The sequence below is a fragment of the Sphingomonas asaccharolytica NBRC 15499 genome, from assembly GCF_001598355.1.
In the GTDB taxonomy this organism is placed as follows: Bacteria; Pseudomonadota; Alphaproteobacteria; order Sphingomonadales; family Sphingomonadaceae; genus Sphingomonas; species Sphingomonas asaccharolytica.
In genome coordinates this window covers 1-21,865 of record NZ_BCYU01000008.1, presented here as the reverse complement: position 1 = coordinate 21,865, position 21,865 = coordinate 1, and the positions used below count along the sequence as shown (strand labels likewise).

Annotated in this window: 18 protein-coding genes and 1 tRNA gene; 9 read left to right on the top strand and 10 right to left on the bottom strand. The window is 64.8% G+C overall.

Features of this window, described 5'->3' with window-relative positions; translation table 11 throughout:
- Positions 1-6 precede the first annotated feature (6 nt).
- Both SAS01S_RS03295 and SAS01S_RS03290 read right to left on the bottom strand, forming a co-directional pair.
- A tRNA-Asp gene (locus SAS01S_RS03295) sits at positions 7-83 on the bottom strand.
- A gap of 59 nt (positions 84-142) precedes the next feature.
- Positions 143-1,375, bottom strand: coding sequence for an AI-2E family transporter (locus SAS01S_RS03290; protein ID WP_245656735.1), 1,233 nt, complete (start codon positions 1,373-1,375; stop codon positions 143-145).
- Between the two features lie 53 nt (positions 1,376-1,428).
- Here SAS01S_RS03290 and SAS01S_RS03285 point away from each other — a divergent pair, with 53 nt between their 5' ends.
- Positions 1,429-2,913, top strand: coding sequence for a glycerol kinase (locus SAS01S_RS03285; RefSeq protein WP_066804758.1), 1,485 nt, complete (start codon positions 1,429-1,431; stop codon positions 2,911-2,913).
- Between the two features lie 20 nt (positions 2,914-2,933).
- Here the strand turns inward: SAS01S_RS03285 and SAS01S_RS03280 are convergent, their stop codons facing one another.
- Entirely contained in the window at positions 2,934-3,659 is a 726-nt protein-coding gene (locus SAS01S_RS03280; RefSeq protein ID WP_066804755.1) for a Crp/Fnr family transcriptional regulator, read from the bottom strand.
- 81 nt (positions 3,660-3,740) lie between these two features.
- On the opposite strand from SAS01S_RS03280, the gene SAS01S_RS03275 reads away from it, so the two are divergent.
- On the top strand, positions 3,741-4,430 hold the full coding sequence (locus SAS01S_RS03275; protein ID WP_066804752.1) for an aspartate/glutamate racemase family protein: 690 nt from the start codon (positions 3,741-3,743) through the stop codon (positions 4,428-4,430).
- A 44-nt stretch (positions 4,431-4,474) separates the two neighbouring features.
- On the opposite strand, the gene SAS01S_RS03270 is transcribed toward SAS01S_RS03275, so the two are convergent.
- Entirely contained in the window at positions 4,475-6,010 is a 1,536-nt protein-coding gene (locus tag SAS01S_RS03270; protein ID WP_066804749.1) for a hypothetical protein, read from the bottom strand.
- Between the two features lie 227 nt (positions 6,011-6,237).
- On the opposite strand from SAS01S_RS03270, the gene SAS01S_RS03265 reads away from it, so the two are divergent.
- Positions 6,238-7,503, top strand: coding sequence for an MFS transporter (locus SAS01S_RS03265; protein ID WP_066804938.1), 1,266 nt, complete (start codon positions 6,238-6,240; stop codon positions 7,501-7,503).
- A 102-nt stretch (positions 7,504-7,605) separates the two neighbouring features.
- On the opposite strand, the gene SAS01S_RS03260 is transcribed toward SAS01S_RS03265, so the two are convergent.
- Positions 7,606-9,360, bottom strand: a complete 1,755-nt coding sequence (locus tag SAS01S_RS03260) for a class I adenylate-forming enzyme family protein (protein WP_066804746.1) — start codon at positions 9,358-9,360, stop codon at positions 7,606-7,608.
- Positions 9,361-9,491: 131 nt separating this feature from the next.
- Here SAS01S_RS03260 and SAS01S_RS03255 point away from each other — a divergent pair, with 131 nt between their 5' ends.
- From SAS01S_RS03255 to SAS01S_RS03230, 6 genes are all read left to right on the top strand, one after another.
- Positions 9,492-10,718: a serine hydrolase domain-containing protein gene (locus SAS01S_RS03255; RefSeq protein ID WP_066804744.1), complete on the top strand. Its 1,227-nt coding sequence runs from the start codon at positions 9,492-9,494 to the stop codon at positions 10,716-10,718.
- 102 nt (positions 10,719-10,820) lie between these two features.
- Positions 10,821-12,857 (top strand): 3-hydroxyacyl-CoA dehydrogenase NAD-binding domain-containing protein, encoded by a 2,037-nt coding sequence (locus SAS01S_RS03250; protein WP_066804742.1) that lies wholly within the window; start codon positions 10,821-10,823, stop codon positions 12,855-12,857.
- A 106-nt stretch (positions 12,858-12,963) separates the two neighbouring features.
- Positions 12,964-14,298, top strand: coding sequence for an amidase family protein (locus SAS01S_RS03245; protein WP_066804740.1), 1,335 nt, complete (start codon positions 12,964-12,966; stop codon positions 14,296-14,298).
- The gene (locus tag SAS01S_RS03240) at positions 14,295-15,482 is read left to right on the top strand and encodes an acyl-CoA dehydrogenase family protein (protein WP_066804729.1); all 1,188 of its coding nucleotides are present in this window, start codon (positions 14,295-14,297) and stop codon (positions 15,480-15,482) included. The genes SAS01S_RS03245 and SAS01S_RS03240 overlap by 4 nt, the downstream gene beginning before the upstream one ends.
- A gap of 93 nt (positions 15,483-15,575) precedes the next feature.
- Positions 15,576-16,703 carry an acyl-CoA dehydrogenase family protein gene (locus SAS01S_RS03235; protein ID WP_066804726.1) on the top strand — a complete coding sequence of 376 codons (1,128 nt, stop codon included), beginning with the start codon at positions 15,576-15,578 and terminating at the stop codon, positions 16,701-16,703.
- Positions 16,703-17,620, top strand: coding sequence for an acyl-CoA thioesterase (locus tag SAS01S_RS03230; RefSeq protein ID WP_066804723.1), 918 nt, complete (start codon positions 16,703-16,705; stop codon positions 17,618-17,620). The genes SAS01S_RS03235 and SAS01S_RS03230 overlap by 1 nt, the downstream gene beginning before the upstream one ends.
- On the opposite strand, the gene SAS01S_RS03225 is transcribed toward SAS01S_RS03230, so the two are convergent.
- The 5 genes from SAS01S_RS03225 to SAS01S_RS03205 all read right to left on the bottom strand — a co-directional run bounded on the left by SAS01S_RS03225 (position 17,617) and on the right by SAS01S_RS03205 (position 21,849).
- Positions 17,617-17,916, bottom strand: a complete 300-nt coding sequence (locus tag SAS01S_RS03225) for a putative quinol monooxygenase (RefSeq protein ID WP_066804720.1) — start codon at positions 17,914-17,916, stop codon at positions 17,617-17,619. The two genes, SAS01S_RS03230 and SAS01S_RS03225, sit on opposite strands and share 4 nt — an antisense overlap.
- 16 nt (positions 17,917-17,932) lie before the next feature.
- A complete protein-coding gene (locus SAS01S_RS03220; protein ID WP_066804716.1) occupies positions 17,933-18,733 on the bottom strand; it encodes an SDR family NAD(P)-dependent oxidoreductase in 801 nt (266 codons plus the stop codon).
- Between the two features lie 92 nt (positions 18,734-18,825).
- Positions 18,826-19,590: an SDR family NAD(P)-dependent oxidoreductase gene (locus SAS01S_RS03215; RefSeq protein ID WP_066804713.1), complete on the bottom strand. Its 765-nt coding sequence runs from the start codon at positions 19,588-19,590 to the stop codon at positions 18,826-18,828.
- 98 nt (positions 19,591-19,688) lie between these two features.
- Positions 19,689-20,753, bottom strand: coding sequence for a phosphotransferase family protein (locus SAS01S_RS03210; protein ID WP_066804710.1), 1,065 nt, complete (start codon positions 20,751-20,753; stop codon positions 19,689-19,691).
- Positions 20,754-20,763: 10 nt separating this feature from the next.
- Positions 20,764-21,849 (bottom strand): Zn-dependent alcohol dehydrogenase, encoded by a 1,086-nt coding sequence (locus SAS01S_RS03205; RefSeq protein WP_066804707.1) that lies wholly within the window; start codon positions 21,847-21,849, stop codon positions 20,764-20,766.
- Positions 21,850-21,865: the final 16 nt, after the last annotated feature.

The window sequence follows — 21,865 nt, the reverse complement described above, 5'->3', positions numbered from 1 at the left end:
CGAAAATGGCGCGAGTGACGGGGCTCGAACCCGCGACCTCCGGCGTGACAGGCCGGCGCTCTAACCAACTGAGCTACACCCGCTTGGAAGCGTGAGGCGCGGCCACTAAGCGAGCCGCCCCCCAGTGTCAACAGCGGTCAAATTAGTTTTGTCGCACGCCCCAGCGACCGCGCTTGCGCTCGCTGACTAGGGTGCCGTGCTCGAACAGGAAACCGGCAATGTCGGGCTTGCCCGCCGCCCCGATCACCGTCTGCATGATGATCAGCAACGGTACCGCAAGCAACGCGCCCGGCGTTCCCCACACCCAGCTCCAGAAACTCAGCGAAATCAGGATCAGCACCGGGCTGATCGTCAGGCGATGCCCGACGATGAACGGCGTCACCGCGTTCGCCTCGAGCAAGTGGCAGCCGATCATGATGCCTGCTGGCATCAGCGCCACCCAGATGTCGGGAAAGGTCATCAGCCCGCCGACAGCGAGCAACAATGCCGCGACGATCGGCCCGAAATAGGGAATATAATTGAGCAAGGTGACGATGCCGCCCCACATCAGCGGATAGGGCATGCCGATCAGCCATAAGGCGCCCGACACGATCAGCCCGAGTACGATGTTGATCGCGGTGATCGTGCCGAGATAAGCGGAGACGTCGTCAACCACGTCCTGGATCACGCGCGCCGTCGCCATCGCGCCGCCGAAGCTCGCGCGGCTGGTGATCGTCCGGCGGCGCGTCCGCGTCCAGCCGGCGAGGAAGAAGAACACCACCAGCACGCCGAAGAATATCTGAACCAGCGCGGTCGGCGCCGACGTGGCGATAAGGTCGAGCAGCGAGCTCGGCGGCGATACCGGGGTCGTGGCCCGCACCTTGGGGATGGTGGCGATATGCGCCGCCGCCTTGTTGATGTATTTTTCGAGGCTCGCATAGAGATCGAGCACCGGCGCCAGATTGGCCTGGATCCGATCGATCCGCTCGGGCAAGCGGCGGAAGAATTCGATCGCCGGAACGACGATCGCGGCCAGCGCCACGTTTGCCGCGGCCAGGAAAGTCAGCACGCAAATCAGCGCCGCGAGCCAGGACGGCAGCCGACGCCGCTCAAGCCATTCGAGCACCGGGATGAGTGCGATCGAGATGACCAAAGCGATCGTGATCGGCAGGAAGAATTCGGCGCCGGCCTTGAGCGCGAACGGCAGGCCGATCACCAGCCCGACGCCGGCGATCAGCGTCAGCGCGGCGAGCAGACGGTCACGCCGCGGGTCGATTACTGGCGGTGGACCATCGTCGGCCGACGCCGGCGTCTCGGGCGCACTCGGCGCAACCGCAGCGGCGCCCCCAACCGTCGCCGACAAACTCGCCCCCATGCCGCTCTCGCCGTTACTCATAGGGGCTTCGTAGCGCCATTGGCGGGCAAAGTAATCCCGGCTAGCGTCAAGAGATGAGCGAGAAGCTGCTGATCATCGACGAAGGTACCACTTCCACCCGCGCGATGCTGTTCGCGCCCGACGGCACATGCCTGGGCAGCGAATCGGCCGATCTGACCCAGCATTACCCCTCCCCCGGACTGGTCGAGCACGATGCCGCCGAGATATGGGATCGGACCTTCGCCTGCGCGCGGAAAATGGTCGAACTGGCGGGCGGGGCCGAGGCGGTGGCGGCGATCGGCATCACCAACCAGCGCGAGACGGTGGTGTTCTGGGACAGACAGACCGGCGAACCGCTAGCGCCCGCCATTGTCTGGCAGGACCGGCGCACGGCGTCATGGTGCCGCGAACTCAAGGAGGCCGGGCACGAGCCGACGGTCCAGGCCCGCACCGGGTTGCTGCTCGATCCCTATTTCTCGGGATCCAAGATCGGCTGGGCGATGGCCAATTGGCCGCAGCTCAAGGCAGCTGGCGACCGGCTGGCGGTCGGCACCATCGATTCGTGGCTGGTGTGGAAACTGACCGCGACGGAAGGCAGAGGTGGGCTGCACATCACCGATGCGACCAATGCCAGCCGTACTGCGCTGATGGCGATCGGCAGCGGCCATTGGGACGACGGCCTGATCGAGCTGTTCGACGCGCCGCGCCACGCGCTTCCGGAGATCGTCGATTGCGCGGGCAATTACGGCACCACGACATTGTTCGGCGCGCCGATCCCGATCTGCGGCATGGCCGGCGACCAGCAGGCGGCGACGATCGGCCAGGCCTGCCTGATGCCCGGCGACACCAAGGCGACGTTTGGCACCGGTGCGTTCGTGCTGACGCAATATGGCGCGCATCAGCCGACGTCGAAGAACCGGCTACTGGCGACGGTGGCGTGGCAACTCGGCGGCCGGCGCGCTTATGCGCTGGAAGGATCGGTGTTCGTCGCCGGCAGCCTGGTGCAATGGCTGCGCGATTCGCTCAAGCTGATCGCCGCCGCCGACGAAACCGAGGCGTTGGCGCGGTCGGTCGCGGACAATGCCGGGGTCTATCTGGTCCCCGCGCTGTCCGGCTTGGGCGCACCATGGTGGGAAGCAGAGGCACGCGGCTGCATGTCGGGACTCAGCTTCGCCGCCACGCGCGCGCATATCGTCCGCGCCGCGCTGGAGGCGATGGCGCACCAGGCCAACGACCTGAAGACTGCCTTCGCCGCCGATGGCGCCGACTGGACGACGCTCAGGATCGACGGCGGCATGGTCGCCAACGATTGGATCGCGCAGGATCTCGCCGACATGCTCGAGGTTGAGGTGGAGCGGCCGGTCTTCGCCGAAACCACCGCGCTCGGCGCGGCGATGCTGGCGGGTGTCGGCAGCGGCTTGTTCAAGGACCTGAAGGCAGCGTCCGCCATGCGCGGCAAGCTCGACGCTTTTCATTCCGCTTTGGCCGCCGACGCCCGGCAGATCCGGCTTGATGGCTGGGCATCGGCGGTAAAATCGGTGATCGCTGCCGCGCGCTGACGCCATGGCTGATCGCGCGTTTATGGCGTTCGGGTATGATTGTCGAAATAGAGGTAATCTGGCTGGAATTCGCCGGTCGAGGCAAGCCGATCGAAATCCATCATCGTGACGATGCGGTCGGAAACCTCGACCATCCCCGCCTCGCGCAGCACGCGCAACGTCCGATTGACGTGGACCGAGGTCAGTCCGCATGCCTCCCCCAGATCCTGCTGGGTCAGTGGCCAGGCGAAGCTATTATCCTCGACCAGTCCGACCGCGTCGAGCCGCGAATAGGTTTCGCACAACATGTGCGCGACGCGACCCACGGCGTCGAGCCGACCCAGCCGGAAAATCCATTCGCGATGCATCGCCGCATCGAGCAGGGTCGAAAACCACAGCACGCGACCCAGATGCGGCAAGCGTTCGATGATCTGGGTCAGCTTGTCGTGCGGCGCATAGGCGACGGTGCACTCGCTCAAGGTTGCGATGTCATGGTCGAGCCGCTGAAGCGGATAACCGTGCAGATCGACGAAATCGCCCGGCGTCTGAATGCTGACCAACTGCCGATGGCCGTCGGCGCCGTCCATGTAACGGCACATGAAGCCCGAGATGAGGAAGGTCGACCGCGTGACGACATCGCCGCGGCTTGTCACCACCTTGCGCCGCGGCAGCGTTACCGGCGCGGTCAGGACGCTTTCGATCGCGTCTTTTTCCTCATCGGTCAGTTCGCGGCGTCGGCGGCCTTGCAGGAAATTGTCGGTCAGCATGTCGATCTTCGAACCCCTTCGGCAGCGTAACGATCTTGTCCGCTTCTTGGTTTCCATAGCAGGAAACGCCATAGCAACACGATGAAGAGGATTGGACTGATCGGCGGCATGAGCTGGGAGAGTTCAGCGCAATATTATGCGATCATCAATCGCGCGGTGCGTGACCGTCTCGGCGGCGCGCATTCGGCCGAAATGCTTTTATACTCGGTAGATTTCGGCGAAATCGAACGACTTCAGCATGATGGCGACTGGTCTTCGCTCACCGCGCGAATGGTGGATGCGGCCAGGCACTTGGAGGCGGGAGGTGCGGATTTCGTCCTGATCTGCAGCAACACGATGCATTTGATGGCTGACGAGATCGCAGCGGCGATCGGCGTGCCGCTGCTCCACGTCGTCGATCCCACTGCGGCGGCGATCACCCGGGCGGGGCTTAAGCGAGTCGGGTTGCTCGGCACCGCCTTCACGATGGAAAAGGCCTTTTATCGCGATCGCCTCGCGGCCGCCGGGCTCGAGCCCCTGATTCCCGACGACGACGACCGGCGCGAGGTTCATCGCGTGATCTATGAGGAATTGGTCGCGGGAAAGATCGAAGCGGCATCGCGCGCGGTCTATCACGATGTGATTGCGCGGCTGGTGGAGCGCGGCGCGGGAGCGATCGTGCTGGGCTGCACCGAAATCATGCTGCTCGTGGACCAGTCGGACAGCGCAGTGCCGTTGTTCGATACGACGAGCCTTCATGCGCTCGCGGCGGTCGACCTCGCGCTCGGCTGATAACCGGGGGCGATCGCCCGCCCCCGGCCCCGCAGGATGCCCGTCTATTTCCGCGCCGCTACTGCCTCCGTCCGCTGGTCGGACGCCAGCGCGCGGTCGCTGATCGACCATAATGAATCTACGCCGATTTTGCCGTTCAGCACGGCATTATTGAGCGCGAAGATGTCGAGCGCGCTGGGGCCTCCCGGCGCCTCATATTCGGTGCTCGACGCCGGCCACGCCGCGCGATGGTGGCAATTCATGCAGTTGGTCTTGATCGGATGATCGGCGGCGAGCTCGATATAAGGGTTGAACGCGACCGGCCATTGGTTGCTGCCCGAACTCGCAGGAATGCCGTAGGTCGCCGCCATCAGATAATTGCGCCATGGCCCCGGCGCACTGACCGGCGACAGGTTGGGCCGGTCGGCGGCATAGGGGCTCATGCCGGGCGAATCGTTCCACCACACCGATTGGAATGTCCAGGCGGGCTGTTCCTTGGTCATGATGTGCATCGCGATCAGGATCAGATAGTCGCCCTGCTGGAACATCCGGCCATAAGCATAATAAGCCGAAGCATCGAGGATCGCGCGATCGCATTGCGCCATCTTTGAGAGATCGGGTTTGTAATTGTAGAAGCGGTCGACCCCGACCACGCGCGGCTTGGCATAGGTATTGGGCCCGAGCGGCTTGCCGCTCATCGTCACGCCGTGGAGGAAACTGACCGAGGACGGGATCACTTGAGCCGCCCGTGTGGTGGTGACCGCCACCGCTTTCGGCCACTTCTCCTGGATCTCGAAGCCGGCATAGACGCCGTCGTCCGACGCCGGGTCGTTCCAAATCGGCAGCGCGGTGAACTGGCCCGCCGCCACCGGCCACATCATCGGCTTGAGGACGATCGAGCCGTCAGGCATCGCCGCCATCTGCTTGGCTTGGTTGGGCGGCGGGATCAGGCCGTTGAGCGTCGACTGCAGATAGAGCTTGTTGCTGCGAATCCAGTCGTAGGCGGGCTGGTTGTAGATCACCCCCGCCACCATCACGTCGCCGTTATTCTGCAAGGTCGGGCCATTCGCCAAAGCGTAATCAGCGGGCGTCGTTCCCTGCAGGCACGGCGTGCCCGTGTAGCGGTCGACCACCGGCTGCGGCACGGCATAGGTCGGCGAGACCGGGAAGTTAATCGGGTCTGCGCCAGCCGTCGATCCATTGTTGAGCTTGAACTTGCGCATCGGCACCGTCGCGACCGCCGGCTCGGTCTTGGCGAGCTTGGCAGTGACCGAGGGGTCGGGTGCGAATGCCTGGGTTTCGGTGCACCAGCTTTGCCAGATCGGCTTGCCGCCGACCATCGTGTTGAGCGCGGCCCAGACGTTCCAACCGTGCTGGCGCGTGCGGGCGACGTTGCCGGTTGTTACCCAGCTTTCGACCGTGGCAGCCTTTTGCGGATAGTCGAACCCGGACGGGATATTCTGCGGCGTCGGGCAAGCGGCGTTGGCAATGCCCGTCGCGGGCTTGGTCGACGATGTCTTCATCGTGCACGCAGCGGCGAAGACCAGCATCGCGCCGATCAACGCGACCGATTGGAATGGGCGGCGAACAGCGAAGCGCATCAAGGCATCCCCCCGTATTTATGAAAGAATCTTACCCCTTCGGTCGTCGGCAAGCCAGCGATGAAGCCACCATTCCGGACGGATTCGTTGGCGGGTCGCGTGCGGGCTCCACCACTCGGGATGGCGTCGTTGGGCGCATATAGACTGCGTGCATCGAACCCCAGCGGACCGCGATTGACTTGCGGCGCCCGACATCGCTTGATGAAGCGGACGAGCTGGGGAGCACGATGACCATTATTACGGCGCCGCGAGTCACCGCTTCCCAAGTCGTAGGCGTCACGCTCGGCAACGCGCTCGAATTCTACGATTTCCTGATCTTCACCTTCTTCGCGGTCGAGATCGGTCACACTTTCTTCCCGGCCACCGACCCACAATCGAGCCTGCTTGCTGCCCTCGCCACGTTCGGCGCGGGATTCCTGACGCGCCCGCTTGGCGGGCTGGTGATCGGCGTGCTCGGCGATCGGCTCGGGCGCCGGCCTATGATGCTGCTGTCGTTCGCGCTGATCGGGGCCGCCAGCCTGGGTGTCGCGCTGACGCCGTCTTATGCCGCGATCGGCATCGCCGCGCCGTTGCTGGTGCTGTTCTGGCGCCTGGTCCAGGGATTCGCGCTGGGCGGAGAGGTCGGACCGAGCACCGCGTTCCTGGCGGAAGCAGCGCCGCCGCATCGCCGCGGCCTGTACGTCTCGATGCAAATGTTCGGGCAGAATGTCGCTGTGCTGGTTGCCGGATTGATCGGGCTCGCGCTGGCGCATGTGATGGACGATGCGACCCTCGCGAGCTGGGGATGGCGGATCGCACTGGCGCTCGGCGTCGGCGTCATTCCGATCGGGCTCGTACTCCGGCGGACATTACCCGAAACCTTGCCCAGCGATGCGCCGGCGATCCCCGCGCCGCCGCTCCGCGACTATCGCCGCACCGCGATCATCGCGTTCCTGGCACTGCTGTCGGGGACGATCATGACCTATGTCACCAACTTCCTGACCACCTTCGCCAAGACGACGCTGCATCTGCCGTCCGGCACAGCCTTCTGGGCGACGATCGCGGTGGGGATCGGCGGGACGATCGGCGCGCCGCTCGGCGGCTGGCTGGCCGATCGCTATGGACGCCGACCGGCGATGATCCTGCCGACCTTGTTCGTCTGCCTTATCACTCTTCCCGCTTTCTGGCTGCTGACCATCGCACCGGGCAAGGCGAGCCTGTTCCTGGTAGGATGCTTATTGCGCCTCTCCATCGGCATCGCGTTGAGCGCGGTGCTGGTCCATATCACCGAGGACTTTCCCGCGCGCATCCGGTCGGGCGCGCTGGCGATCGTCTATGCGCTGGCGATCTCGATCTTCGGCGGATCGACCCAGTTCGTTGTGGCGTGGCTGACAGGCGTCACCGGCAGTCCGTTGGCGCCGGCCTGGTATATGGCGGCGGCGGCCGTGCTGGGGTTCGTGGCGTTGTGCTTTGCCCGCGAGACGGCGCCCCGGCGTGTGTCGCCGGAAATCTAACAGGCCCCAACGTCACCCGGCTTTATGCCGGGATCCACTCCTCCCCAAGTCGACCAGCGAATGGCTCAGTGGAGGCCGGCATGACGGACGAGAGGGTGCCGCTTACGCGGCTTGGCTCGCGCGATCTTCGAACAAGCCCTTCAGATCCTTCTTCAGGATCTTGCCATTGGCGTTGCGCGGCAGCGTTTCGTGCACGAAGCGGATCGACACCGGCACCTTGAACGCCGCAAGCCGCTCACCCACCCAGGCTTGCAATTCCGCTTCGGTCGCGGCCGTGCCCGGCGCGAGATGGACCACGGCGGCCGGCTCCTCGCCCAACGTCCGGTGCGGGATGCCGATCACGGCAGCGTCGGTCACTGCGGGATGCTCGTACAGCGCGTTCTCGACCTCGGACGAATAGATATTCTCGCCGCCGCGGATCACCATATCCTTGGCGCGGTCGACGATGAACAGGAAGCCTTCCTCATCGAGCCGCGCGAGGTCGCCGGTGCGTACCCAGCCGTCGACAAAGGTCTCCGCCGTCGCCTCGGGCTTGTTCCAATAGCCCTTAACGATCATCGGTCCGCGCGCCCATAATTCGCCGACCTCGCCGACCGGCAACACAGTGACCCCGTCATCGGCGCGGATTTCCAGGTCGGCGGTCGCCACCGGCGGGCCGGCGCTGGTCGGGCGGTTGAGATAATCCTCGCTCGAATGGTGCGTCACCGTCGCCATCGTCTCGGTCATGCCCCAGCCATTGCCGGGGAGCGCGCCGAATTCCTCGTAAATCTTCTTGACGAGTTCAGGCGCCGACGGTGCCCCGCCATAAGCGATCGCCTCGATCGAGGAGAGGTCGTATTTGTAGCGATCGGGATGTTCGAGCAGCTGCCAGGCGATGGTCGGCACGCCGCCGGTAAAGTGGACCTTCTCGCGCTCGATGATCTCCATCGCCTTCACCGTATCCCATTTCCGCATGAAGATGGTGGTGCTGCCGCTCGCCATGGTCCCCATCAGCCCGGCCGAGCAGGCGGTGACGTGGAACATCGGGATTACGGTCAGGCTGGTGCGCGGGATCGGATCGGGGATCGGCTCGCCGCGGCGGACGAAGCTGCGCGCGCCCGAGAAGCCGCCCGACATGATGTTCGTCATGAGATTGCGGTGCGTGCCCAGCGCGCCCTTGGGATTGCCGGTGGTGCCGCTGGTGTAGAAGATCGTCGCGTCGTCATCGCTGTCGATCTCGACTCGCGGTCGATCGTCCGCAGGCAAGTCCGCCCAGCTTTTCGGCCCGCCGATAATGTCTTCTAGTGCAATGGCGCCGTCGATCGGCGCGGGCGAGCGGGCGACGATAAGACGTTCGACGTTGGTCAACTCTGCCAGATGCGGCCTGATCCGCTCATAGCGCTCGGCGTCGACCAGCAGGACCTTGGCCCCCGAATCGTTGATGCCATATTCGAGTTCGGCGCCTGTCCACCAGGCATTGAGCGGAACCGCGATGGCGCCGAGCGTCGTGATCGCGAAGAAGATCACCGGCCATTCGGGCAGGTTGCGAGTCGCGAAGGCGACGCGATCGCCCTTGCCCACGCCCATGCCCTGAAATGCGCGGGCGAGCGCCGCCGTGGCGCGATAACTCTCCTCATAGCTGACGCGCTCGTCCTCAAGGATGGTGAACAGGCGGTCGCCATGCGTGCGCGACAGATCGAGCAACACGCCAAGATCGTGCGGCGCGTGTTTCCACACCCGCGTCGGCACGCCGCGAATCTCGATCGTCTCCATCTCGAACTTGGTGCCCAGCGCGGTCAGCGCGGCGGTCGCGTCCTTCAGTGAAACCCTGGGCCAGGCCGGATCGAGGGCGATAACGGGTTCGGGTGCGCCATTCATTGACAAGGATCCGCTCTCCAGCTTCGGCCGTCGCAGGTCTCCGCCTGCGCGATTTCGCAACGTTAGAGTTGATTCGAGCGTCGCTCAAGGCAATAGAGAGTCGTAATTTGAAATAGGGGTATGGAAGAGCGATGCTGATGAAAGCGCCTGAAAAGCATGGCTTCGATGCCGCGCGCCTCAACCTTATTCCGGCATTCCTGAAGGAACGGTACCTCGATTCGGGCAAATTGCCCAACGCGCAGATCCTGATCAGCCACGATGGCGAGATCGTCCATTTCTCAAGCCAGGGCGCGGCGATCGAGGGGTCGGACAAGGCGATCGATGAAGGATCGATCTTCCGTATCGCCAGCATGACCAAGCCGATCACCTCGGTTGGGTTCATGATGCTGGTCGAGGACGGCAAGGTCGCGGTCGATACCCCAGTTCATCACATATTGCCCGAGTTCAAGGGGATCGGGGTCTATAATGGTGGTGGTAGCGGAGTGCCGTTCCTGCCGGTGACGCCGACCGCCGAGCCGATGCGGATGCTCGACCTGCTGCGCCACACCTCGGGTCTGACCTATGGTTTCCAGAACCGCACCAACGTCGATGCCGCCTATCGCGAGGGCAAGATCGACAATTGGCATGGCGGCAACGATCTCGACGGTTTCGTCGCGGCGCTGGGCAAGCTCCCGCTGGAATTCTCGCCCGGCACCGCGTGGAATTATTCGGTGTCGACCGATGTGCTGGGCGCGGTGATCCAGCGCGTATCGGGCATGCCGCTCGACCAATATTTCGCCGAAAAGATCTTCAAACCGCTCAAGATGGACGACACCGGCTTCGTCGTGTCCGACGGCAAGGTCGACCGGCTGACCGATTGCTACACGTTCGTCGCCGGCAAAGGGCGCGTGATGTACGATCGTGCGAGCGAAAGCGCGTGGCGACGCCAGCCCAAATTATTGTCGGGCGGCGGCGGATTGGTCTCGACGGCGCTCGATTATCACCGCTTCTGCCAGATGTGCGCCAATGGCGGCGAACTCGATGGCGTGCGCCTGTTGGGACGCAAGACGCTCGACTTGATGACGATGAACCATCTGCCCGGCAAGTCGGACCTGTCGACGCTGTCGCGCTCGCTATTCAGCGAGACGCAGAATGCCGGCACCGGCTTCGGCCTCGGCTTTGCCGTCACCGAGGATGTCGCCAAGACGATGATCCCGGGGTCGGCGGGCGAATATTATTGGGGCGGCATGTTCTCGACCGCGTTCTTCATCGATCCGGTCGAGCGGCTGCACATGGTGTTCATGACTCAGCTCAGCCCGTCCGGCCTGTATCCGATCCGCCGCGAGCTCAAGACGCTGATCTACTCGTCGCTGACCTAATCCGTCGCCCCGGCGGAGGCCGGGGCCGCCGGTCACATTGCCGGCACGGACCAGAACATAGCGGCCCCGGCCTCCGCCGGGGCGACGATTTTGGAGAGAAGAATGTCCGATACGCCCGCTTCCCCGATCCGCACCAAACGCCATGGCGACGTGCTCGTGATCATCTCGAACAACCCGCCGGTCAACGCGCTGGGCGCGGCGGTGCGCGAGGGACTCGACGCCGGGATCAAGCAGGCGGCGGCGGACGCGACGATCAAGGCGGTGGTGATCCGCTGCGACGGCCGGACATTCTTCGCCGGCGCCGACATCACCGAGTTCGGCAAGCCGATGACTGGTCCGGGGCTCGGCGCGGTGATCGACGCGATCGAAGCGCTCGACAAGCCGGTGGTCGCGGCAATCCACGGCACGGCGCTGGGCGGCGGTTGCGAGGTCACGCTGGGCTGCCATTATCGGATCGCGGTGCCGTCGGCGAAGATCGGCACGCCCGAGGTCAAGCTCGGCCTGCTGCCGGGTGCCGGCGGGACTCAGCGCATCCCGCGCATCGCCGGGATCAAGCTCGCGCTCGAAATGACCGCGATCGGGGATCCGATCTCGGCGAAGAAGGCGCAGGAAGCCGGATTGATCGATCGCCTCGCGGATGAGGACAGCCTGGAGGCGGACGCGATCGCCTTCGCCAATGAGATTGCCGACAAACGTCCCCTGCCCCGCGCGTCGGAAAAGACCGCGACCGCCGATCCCGAAGTGGTCGAGGCATTCAAAAAGGCCAACGCGCGCAAGTTCCGCGGCTTTGACGCGCCGGCGGCGAATATCCGCTGCGTCGAGGCCTCGACTCACGGCACCTTCGCCGAAGGCATTGCAGTCGAGCGCGAGGAATTCATGAAGCTCATGATGGGCACGCAATCCGCTGCCCAGCGCTACATGTTCTTCGCCGAGCGCCAGGCCGCCAAGGTCGATGGCATCCAGTCCGACGTCCAGCTGCGGCCGATCAAGAAGGTCGGCGTGGTCGGCGCCGGCACGATGGGCGGCGGCATCAGCATGAACTTCCTGACCGCCGGCATCCCGGTGACGATCGTCGAGACCGCACAGGAAGCACTCGATCGCGGCGTCGGGGTGATCCGCAAGAATTACGAGAACTCGGCCAAGCGCGGCCGCTTTACGATGGAAAAGGTCGAGGCGATGATGGGTCTGCTGACCCCCACGCTCAGCCTCGACGACCTCAAGGATTGCGACCTCGTCATCGAGGCGATCTACGAGAATATGGACGTCAAGAAGGAGCTGTTCGGCAAGCTCGACAAGATCGTCAAACCCGGCGCGATCCTGGCGTCCAACACCTCGTACCTCAATGTCGACGAGATCGCCTCGGCGACCGACCGCCCCCAGGACGTGCTCGGCATGCACTTCTTCTCGCCGGCGAACGTCATGAAGCTGCTCGAAGTGGTGCGCGGCGCCAAGACCGCGCCCGACGTGCTGGCGACGGTGATGGCGCTGGCCAAACCGATCGGCAAGGTCGCGGTCGTCTCCGGCGTCTGTCCGGGCTTTATCGGCAACCGCATGCTGTCGGCGCGCAACGCGCCCGCCAACGCCATGCTGATGCAAGGCGCGCGGCCGGAGCAGATCGACAAGGCGCTGGTCGATTTCGGTTTTCCGATGGGCGTGTTCCAGATGGGTGACCTGGCCGGCGTCGACATCGGCTGGCACCGCGATCCGTCGAAGCAGGACACGATCCGCGAGGTGCTCTGCGCGCGCGGCCGTTGGGGCCAGAAGACCGGCAAGGGCTGGTACGATTACGACGAGAACCGCAATCCCACGCCCTCGCCCGAAGTCGCCGAGATTATCGAGGATTTCCGCAGCCGGTCGAACCAAGCCCGGCACGATTTCACGGACGAGGATATCATCGCCGCGACCATCTATCCGATGGTCAATGAAGGCGCGAAGATCCTCGACGAAGGCATGGCGCAGCGGGCTTCGGATATCGATGTGGTGTGGATCTACGGCTATGGCTGGCCGGTCTATCGCGGCGGTCCGATGTTCTGGGGGAACCTGGTCGGGCTCGACAAGGTCGTCGCCGGGCTGGAGGCGAACGGGGTCGAGGTGTCCCCGCTGCTGAGGCGCAAGGCCGAGGCGGGGGAGAAGTTCTGAAATTCCGTCGCCCCGGCGAAGGCCGGGGCCGCTGGCAATCTGGCCCTGTCAACGCGACAAACGGGCCGGCCCCGGCCTCCGCCGGGGCGACGAGATGAGGTGGACTATGACGGAAGCCCTTGACCGCGTGACCGAAAAATCCGCCATAGAGACCGCCAAAGCGATCCGCTCGGGCGAGACTACCGCCTTGCTCGAATGCGAAGCAGCGATAGCGCGGATCGAGGCACGCGACGGGCCGATCAACGCCGTCGTCGTGCACGATTTCGACAATGCCCGGCACCAGGCGCATGAGATGGACCGGCGCTTAGCCGCGGGCGACGATGCCCCCCTGCTCGGTGTGCCGATGACGGTCAAGGAAAGCTTCGACCTTGCCGGGCTCAAGACCAGCTGGGGAATGGAAGCGGCGCGCGATTTCGTCGCGAAGGAGGACGCCGAAGCGGTCAAGCGGCTCAAGGCCGCGGGCGCGGTGATCCTGGGCAAGACCAACGTCCCGCCGATGCTGGCCGATCTCCAGGCCGACAATCCGATCTACGGCCGCACCAACAACCCGCACAATCACGATCGCGTCGCGGGCGGATCCTCCGGCGGTGCCGCCGCCGCGCTCGCCGCCGGCATGGTGCCGCTCGAATTGGGCAGCGATATCGGCGGCTCGATCCGCGTGCCGGCGGCATTCAACGGCGTCTGGGGACATAAGCCGACCTTCGGCGCGCTCAGCCGCGACGGCCATTTCTTCCCGGGCACCGACGGTGCGCCCGGCGAATTGTCGGTGATCGGACCGATGGCGCGCAATCCGGATGATCTGGCGCTGGCGCTCGACATCCTGTCGGATCACCCGCTCAAACAGGCCGATAATCGTCCGGCGAGCGACTATCGCGTGCTGGTGCTCAGTTCGCATCCGCATGCGAGGGTCGCCGCGCCGATCGCCGATGCGCTCGACCGGCTGGCGGATGCGCTCCACGATCTCGGCGCGTCGGTCGACCGGCGCAGCGACCTGCTTCCCGATCTCGAAGCGCAGCAGCGCGCTTATATGAAGATGCTCAACATCACGATCGCGCGCGGCGTGCCGCAGGCCGGATCGGCGCCGACCACCTTGGTCGAATGGTTCGATCTGCGCGACGAGCAGGCGCGTATCGCGCGCGCCTGGAACCGGCTGTTCGCGAGCTATGACGCGGTGATCGCCCCGACCTTGGGCGTCACCGCCTTCCCGCACGATTCGACGCCGCTGCCCAAGCGCGTGCTCGACATCGATGGCGAGGCGACGCCGTTCGGCGTGCAATTCGCCTTTCCGGGGCTGGCGACGTTTCCGATGCTGCCGGCGACCAGCTTCCCGATCGGCGTCGATCCCGACGGCATGCCGATCGGCGTGCAGGCGATCACCGGCACCTATCTCGACCACAAGGCAATCGCCGTCGCCCGACTGGCGCATGGAGCAATGCAATGAGTGATGATCTTGAAACCTTCCGCGCCGAGACGCGCGCTTGGCTCGAAGCCAATTGCCCGGCGGAGATGCGCGAGCCGGTGCGGTCCGACGCCGATGTCGTCTGGGGCGGGCGCGACCAGTCGAAGCTGACGCCGGCGCAGAAACAATGGATGGACGCGATGGGCGCGCGCGGCTGGACCGTGCCCGATTGGCCGAAAGCCTATGGCGGCGGCGGGCTGTCGCCGGCTGAGACCAAGATCCTGCGCGAGGAAATGGCGCGGCTGAAATGCCGCAACCCGCTAAATTCGTTCGGTATCTCGATGCTCGGGCCGGCGCTGCTCAAATACGGCACCGAAGCGCAGAAGCTCGAACATCTGACCAAGATCGCACGCGGCGAGATCCGCTGGTGCCAGGGCTATTCCGAGCCCGGTGCCGGATCCGATTTGGCCAGCCTGCAGACCTCGGCGGAAGACAAAGGCGATCACTATCTGGTCAATGGCCAGAAGGTCTGGACCAGCTACGCCAATTACGCTGACTGGATCTTCTGCCTGGTGCGCACCGACAAAACGGTCAAGCAAGGCGGGATCAGTTTCCTGCTGTTCGACATGGCGACGCCGGGCGTGTCGACCAAGCCGATCCTGCTGATCTCGGGCTATTCGCCGTTCTGCGAAACCTTTTTCGACAATGTGAAGGTCCCCAAGGAAAACCTTGTTCACGAAGTGAATAAAGGTTGGGACGTCGCCAAATATCTGCTCGGCCACGAGCGCGAAATGATCAGCGGCATGGGATTGGGGTCGAGCGGCGGCAACCCGCTGGTCGACGGCGCCAAGCGGACCGTCGGCCTGACCGGCGACGGCACCCTCGCCGATCCGGTGCTGCGCGCGCAAATGGCGTTGTTCGAGGTGCGCGCCAAGGCGTTCACCGCGATGTCGGAGAAATTCATCGACGAATTGAAGGCCGGCAAGGCGCACCCTGCCCAGCCGTCGATGATGAAATATTACGGCACCGAGCTGAACAAGTCGCGCCATGAGCTGATGATGGCGGCGGGCGGATCCGACGCACTCGAATGGGAAAGCCAGGAGTCGAACAACGGCGCCGCGCCACGCGCCTGGCTGCGCACCAAGGCCAATTCAATCGAGGGCGGCACCAGCGAGGTGCAGCTCAACATCATCTCGAAGCGGATTTTGGATTTGCCGGATAAATGAATCGTCGCCCCGGCGAAGGCCGGGGCCGCCGCGCGATGGCGTACAGACATTAACCCAGCGGCCCCGGCCTTCGCCGGGGCGACGGAGTAAAGAATGCCCCTCTACCTCAACGACGAACAATCCATGCTCGCGGACACCGCGAAGGACTTCGTGCGCGAACATGCTCCGGTCAAACATCTCCGCGGACTGCGCGACAGCAACAACGCCGACGGGTTCAGCAGCGATCTGTGGAAGTCGTTCGCGGAGATGGGCTTCACCGGCATCCTGATCGGCGAGGACCAGGGCGGGCTCGGGCTTGGCCATGTCGAGGCGGGCGTGGTGCTCGAAGAAATCGGACGCAACCTGTCGCCCTCGCCGTTCCTCGCCACCGCCGTCGCCGCGGTCGAGGCGCTCAAGGGCAGCGCGCTCGCGGGCAAATTCTATCCCGGCATCCTGGCCGGCGAGACCGTCGCCGCGCTGGCGATCGACGAGCAGGCCAAGTTTCGCGACAGCGTCGGCATGAAGGCCGAACGGTCGGGCAACGGTTTCCGCCTGTCGGGCAAGAAGCAGTTTGTGACCCACGGCCACGTCGCCGACCTGATCATCGTCGCCGCGCGCACCGCAGGCTCGGATGCCGACGAGAATGGCGTGACATTGTTCGCGGTCGACAAGGGCGCCGCCGGCCTGACCGCGACGCCCGAGCGACTGGCGGATTCGAGCATCGCCGCGCGGCTCGACTTCGACAATGTCGAGGTGACTGCCGACGCGGTGATCGGCGAGGTCGATGCCGGACGCGATCCGCTCAACCGCCTGCTCCGCGCGGGGCGCACAGGCGCCTCGTCCGAAATGCTCGGGGTCGGTGCGGGGGCAATGGACATGACCGTCGACTACCTCAAGCAGCGCAAACAGTTCGGCGTGGTGATCGGCACGTTCCAGGCGCTCCAGCACCGCGCCGCGCACCTCTATTCGGAGATGGAAGTGGCGCGCGCCGCCACGCTCCGCGCGCAGCAGATGCTCGACAGCGGGGCAGACCGCGCGGACGAAGCCGTGTCGGTCGCCAAGGCGCAGACCGGGCTCGCCTCGATGCTGGCGGTGCAGGAGGCAGTGCAGATGCATGGCGGCATCGGTATGACCGACGAATATGACATCGGCTTCTACATGAAGCGCCAGCGCGTGCTGGCCGAGATGTTCGGCGACGCCAACTTCCATGCCGACAAAATCGCGCGTAACGCCGGCTATTGATGGCTGAGGAAGATCCCAACCCGCGCCCGAAGCGCACCCCCGAACAGCTGATCGAGGGCCTCGTCGCGTTGCTCGACGTCGAGGAGCTCGACGCCGACCTCTATCGCGGCATGCGATTGCCCGGTGGCCAGGGCCGCGTGTTCGGCGGACAAGTGATCGGTCAGGCCTTGCAGGCGGCGCAGCGGTCGGCGGAGGGCAAGGACGCGCATTCACTGCACGCCTATTTCATGCGCGCGGGCGACGATGCGCTGCCGATCGTCTATCGCGTGGTGCGCGACTTCGACGGCAAGAGTTTCGCCACCAGGCGCGTGATCGCGACGCAGAACGGCCAGCCGATCCTCAATATGGCCGCATCGTTCCAGGTGACCGAAGGCGGACTGCATCATCAGGATGCGTTCCCCGTCGACATCCCGCCGCCCGAAGACCTCAAATCCGAAAGCGAACTACGCGTCGAAGCGGCGCAGCATATGCCCGAAGAGCATCGTGCGCGCTTCCTCCGCTGGGCGAGCCCGATCGACGTTCGCCCGCTCTACCCGCGTAACTGGTTCTCGCCCACAGCGCGCGAGCCGATCAACTATACCTGGATTCGCGCGGTTGCCCCGCTCGGCGACGACACGGCGATGCACCGCGCGATCCTGGCCTATGCCAGCGACATGGGGCTGATGGCGACCAGCATGATGCCGCATGGCGTCAACTGGATGACCCCCGGCATGCAGACCGCGAGCCTCGATCACGCCATGTGGTTCCATGAGGCATTCCGCGCCGACGAATGGATGCTCTACGCGATGGACAGCCCGTGGGCCGGCCATGGCCGCGGCATGAACCGCGGCAGCATCTTCACCCGCGACGGCCGGCTGGTGGCCAGCGTCGCGCAGGAGGGGCTGATCCGCAAGCGCGAGCCACGCCCCCGGATTTAAAGCGGCGTCCCGTCGTCCGCATCATAGAGTTTGAGGTCGCGATCATGGAGGCCGAGCGCAGCACCCGCCGCGCGCCATTCGGCCATATGCGCCGACTGACCGTGCGCCTTCAGCGCGTCGCGGTCGCGCCAGCGCTCGACGACGTGGATCAAGGTCGGGTCGAGCACGTCTTGGCCATAGGCATAGGTGAAACAGCCATCCTCGGCGCGGCTTCCGGTGACCATCTTCTCCATCGCGGCACGTGCGCGATCGAGCCCACCCACCGGCAACCGCACCGTGCCCATGATCAACAGCATTCGCTTCTCCTTTTGCTCAGACTGCAGGTCTGCCGAACTCCTGGCGAGTGACTGGGTGGCTCGACGACAATCCGCCATCGACCGCCCAATGCTGGCCGTTGACGTAGCTGGCGTCGTCGCTGGCCAGGAACAAGGCGACGCGCGCGATCTCCTCAGGCACGCCGGCGCGCTTGAGCGGATTGAGGCGGCCGACCTTGTCCATCTTTTCGTTGGCTCGGGCATATTCGAACACCCGTGCGGTCATCCCGGTCTCGATCAGACCGGGACAAATCGCGTTGACGCGGACATTGGTGCCGGTGAGCTGCTGCGCGGCGGTGGTGACGAGATTGATCACGCCCGCTTTCGATGCCGAATAGGCCGGCCCTCCGGCACCAGAGCGGATACCCGCGACCGAGGCGGTGCAGACGATCGCGCCTTTGCCGCGCTTGATGATCTCTGGCGCGCCGTGCTTGATCGCCAGGAACGGGCCGATCAGGTTGACGCGCAGTACCTCGGTCCACAGTTCGACACTGCTGTCGAGGATGCCGGTGATGCCTCCCGAAATGCCGGCATTGGCGTAGATGATGTCGAGCCCGCCATGTTCGGCCACCGCGAGCGCGATGGTGCGTTCGACATCGCCCTCATCGCCCGCATCCATCTGGATCGCGTTGGCGGCACCCCCCGCGTTGAGGATCGCCTCGACCGTGTCGTGGACCGCTTCGGTCTTGTCGGCGGCAATGACGCTGCCGCCTTCCGCCGCGAACAAGGTCGCGGAGGCGCGCCCGATGCCCGAGCCCGCGCCGGTGACGATGATCGATTTGCCGGTGAAACGTGCCATTGTCTTCCTCCGTCACCCCGGCGGAGGCCAGGGCCGCTATGTTGTCGTCACAGAAACCGGCGGCCCTGGCCTTCGCCGGGGCGACGGCTGGTCTAAATCGTAACCCCGCCATCCATCACGATCGTCTGTCCGGTCGTGAACGCCGCCGCCTTCGACGCCAGGAACACCACGCCACCGGCAATGTCCTCGGGCTCACCGATGCGTCGCAGCGGCACGCTGTTGTTCGCCGCCTTCTGCCGCTCCGGATTCTCCCACAGTGCCCGTGCGAAATCGGTCTTCACCAAGCCCGGCGCGATGCAGTTCACCCGCACATTGTCTGGCCCATATTCATGCGCGAGGTTGCGCGCGAGCTGCATGTCGGCGGCCTTGGAGATGCAATAGGCGCCGATCGCGGTCGAACCACGAAGGCCGCCGATAGACGAGATGATGATCACCGACCCATCCTTGCGCGCGCGCATTTCGGGCACGACCATCGAGATCAGCCAGTGGTTGGAGACGATATTGTTGTCGAGGATCTTGCGGAATTGATCGTCGCTGATCCCTTCCTGCGGACCGTAATAGGGATTGGAAGCGGCGTTGCAGACTAGCACGTCGATCTGGCCGAAGGCACGACGGCTCTCGTCGACCAGATGCTGCAGACCCTGCTTGTCCGAGATATTCGCGGCGACGGCAATCGCGGTACCATCGCCGTACTTGGCGTTGATCTCGGCAGCGACCTCTTCACAGGCGTCCTGCTTGCGGCTCGAGACGACGACCTTCGCGCCATGTTCGGCAAGCTCGAACACGCTCGCCTTGCCGATCCCGCGCGACGATCCGGTGACGACGGCGACCTTTCCGGTCAGATCGAATAGCGACATCTTTCTCTCCCAATCGTCATCCCAGCGAAAGCTGGGATCTCGTGCCGAATTGCGCCGCCGCTTGAGACCCCAGCTTGCGCTGGGGTGACGGTCTGTTGTTAAGCCCCTGCTTTCTGAGCGAAGTCCCAGGCCGCGTCCGCGAGGCGATACACTCCCGCCGCCGACTTCTCGGCCTGCGCCGATGACGCCGTGCCCTCGACGATCCGCTTTTTGATGCCCTGGACGATACCGGTCAGGCGGAACAGATTGTACGCGAAATACCAGTTGAGGTCGGGCAAGCCGTCGCGTCCGGTGGCCGCGCAATAGCGCTCGACCATGTCCTCGAGCGTCGGAATGCCGCTGTCGCCGCCGGCCTTGCCCAGCACACCCGATCGACCTTCGGGCGCGGTCACCCAGCTCATCAGGAAATAGCTGAAATCGGCGAGCGGATCGCCGAGCGTCGACAATTCCCAGTCGAGCAAGGCGATGACGCGCGGCTCGGTGGCATGAAAGATCATATTGTCGATGCGGTAATCGCCATGCACCACAGAGGTTCGCGTCTGCGGCGGGATGGTGCGCGGGAGATACTCGATCAATTTCTCGACCGCGGGCATGTGCTCGGTTTCGGCCATGCGATATTGCTTGGTCCAGCGGCCGACCTGGCGCTCGAAATAATTGCCCGGCTTGCCGTAATCGCCCAGCCGCGCTTTCTCGTGATCGGTGTTGTGTAGCGCCGCCAGCGTATCGCACATCGCGTTATAGACGCCGGTCCGCTCTTCGGGCGCATAATCCGGCATCGTGCCGTCCCAGATGTTGCGCCCGTTGGCGAACCCCATGACGTAGAAATCGGTGCCGATCACGTCCGGGTCGGTGCACAAGCCGTACGGCCGCGCGACGGGAAAGCCGGTCGGATACAAACCGGCGATCACGCGATATTCGCGATCGACCGCATGCGCAGAGGGCAGCAGATTGCCGAACGGCTTGCGCCGCAGGACATATTCGCCCGATTTGGCCTCTAGTTTGTAGGTCGGGTTGGACTGGCCGCCGGCGAATTTGGTGTAATCGAGCGGCCCTTCGAACCCCTCGACATTAGCCTCCATCCACGCGGTCAGCCTGGTCAGGTCGACGCGGTCCTTCTCCGCCACCTCGATCGTCTTGGGAGCATCGTCGGGATGTGCGCTCATCGGCTGGTCCTTATCCGAACGTGATCACCGAGCGCGCGGCATCGCCCCTGCGCAATTCGTCGAACGCGTCGTTGATCCGCTCGATCGGCATGCGATCCGCGATGATCGTGTCGAGATCGAGCAGCCCGCGCATATAGAAATCGACCAGCCGCGGAATGTCGACCGGGAAGCGGTTGCCGCCCATCAGCGCCCCCTGCAGCTTCTTGCTGCCGAGCAGATCGAAGGCCGATAAGCCGACGCTGCTGCCAATCGGCAACATGCCCAGGATCGTAGCCGTGCCGCCGCGGCGCAGCACCTTGACCGCGGTCTGCGCCGACGCCTCGCGACCGACCGCTTCGATCGCGTGATGCACGCCGCCCTTGGTCAGCTCGACCACTTCGGCAATGGTGCCTTCCGCCATCGCATCGAAGCTATGGGTTGCGCCGAGTTTTTCCGCCAAGGCGCGCTTCTCGGGCACCGGATCGAGCGCGATGATCTTGCCTGCGCCCGCGATCTTCGCTGCATTGACCGCCGCCAGGCCGATCCCGCCGCAGCCGACCACGCACACCGTCTCGCCCGGCGTGACCGGGCTGGCATTGAACACCGCCCCCGCCCCGGTCGTCACCGCGCAACCGAGCAGCGCGGCACGGTCGAGCGGCATGTCGGGATCGATCGCGACGCAGGCATGTTCGTGGACCAGCATCATCTCGGCATAGGCCGACAGGTTGAGCATCTGATGCACCGGATCGCCGTTGAGGCGCAGCCGCGGCGCGGCGTCGCGTGCACGCTTGGTGTCGTTGCTGATGCACAGCGACATGCGGCCCGTCACGCAGAACTCGCAATGACCGCAAAACGCCGACAGGCAGGTGACGACGGCATCGCCGACCTTGACCGTGCGCACTTCTGATCCGACCGCTTCGACAATGCCCGCCGCCTCGTGACCGGGGATCGCGGGCAGCGGCGTCGGATAGGCGCCGTCGACGAAATGCAGGTCCGACCGACACACCCCGCACGCCGCGGTGCGGATCAGCACCTCGTGCGGCCCCGGCTTGTCGACCGTCACGTCACAGATTTCGAGCGGCTTCTTCGCCTCGAACAGAACGGCTGCTTTCAAGATCTACTTCCTCAAGTCG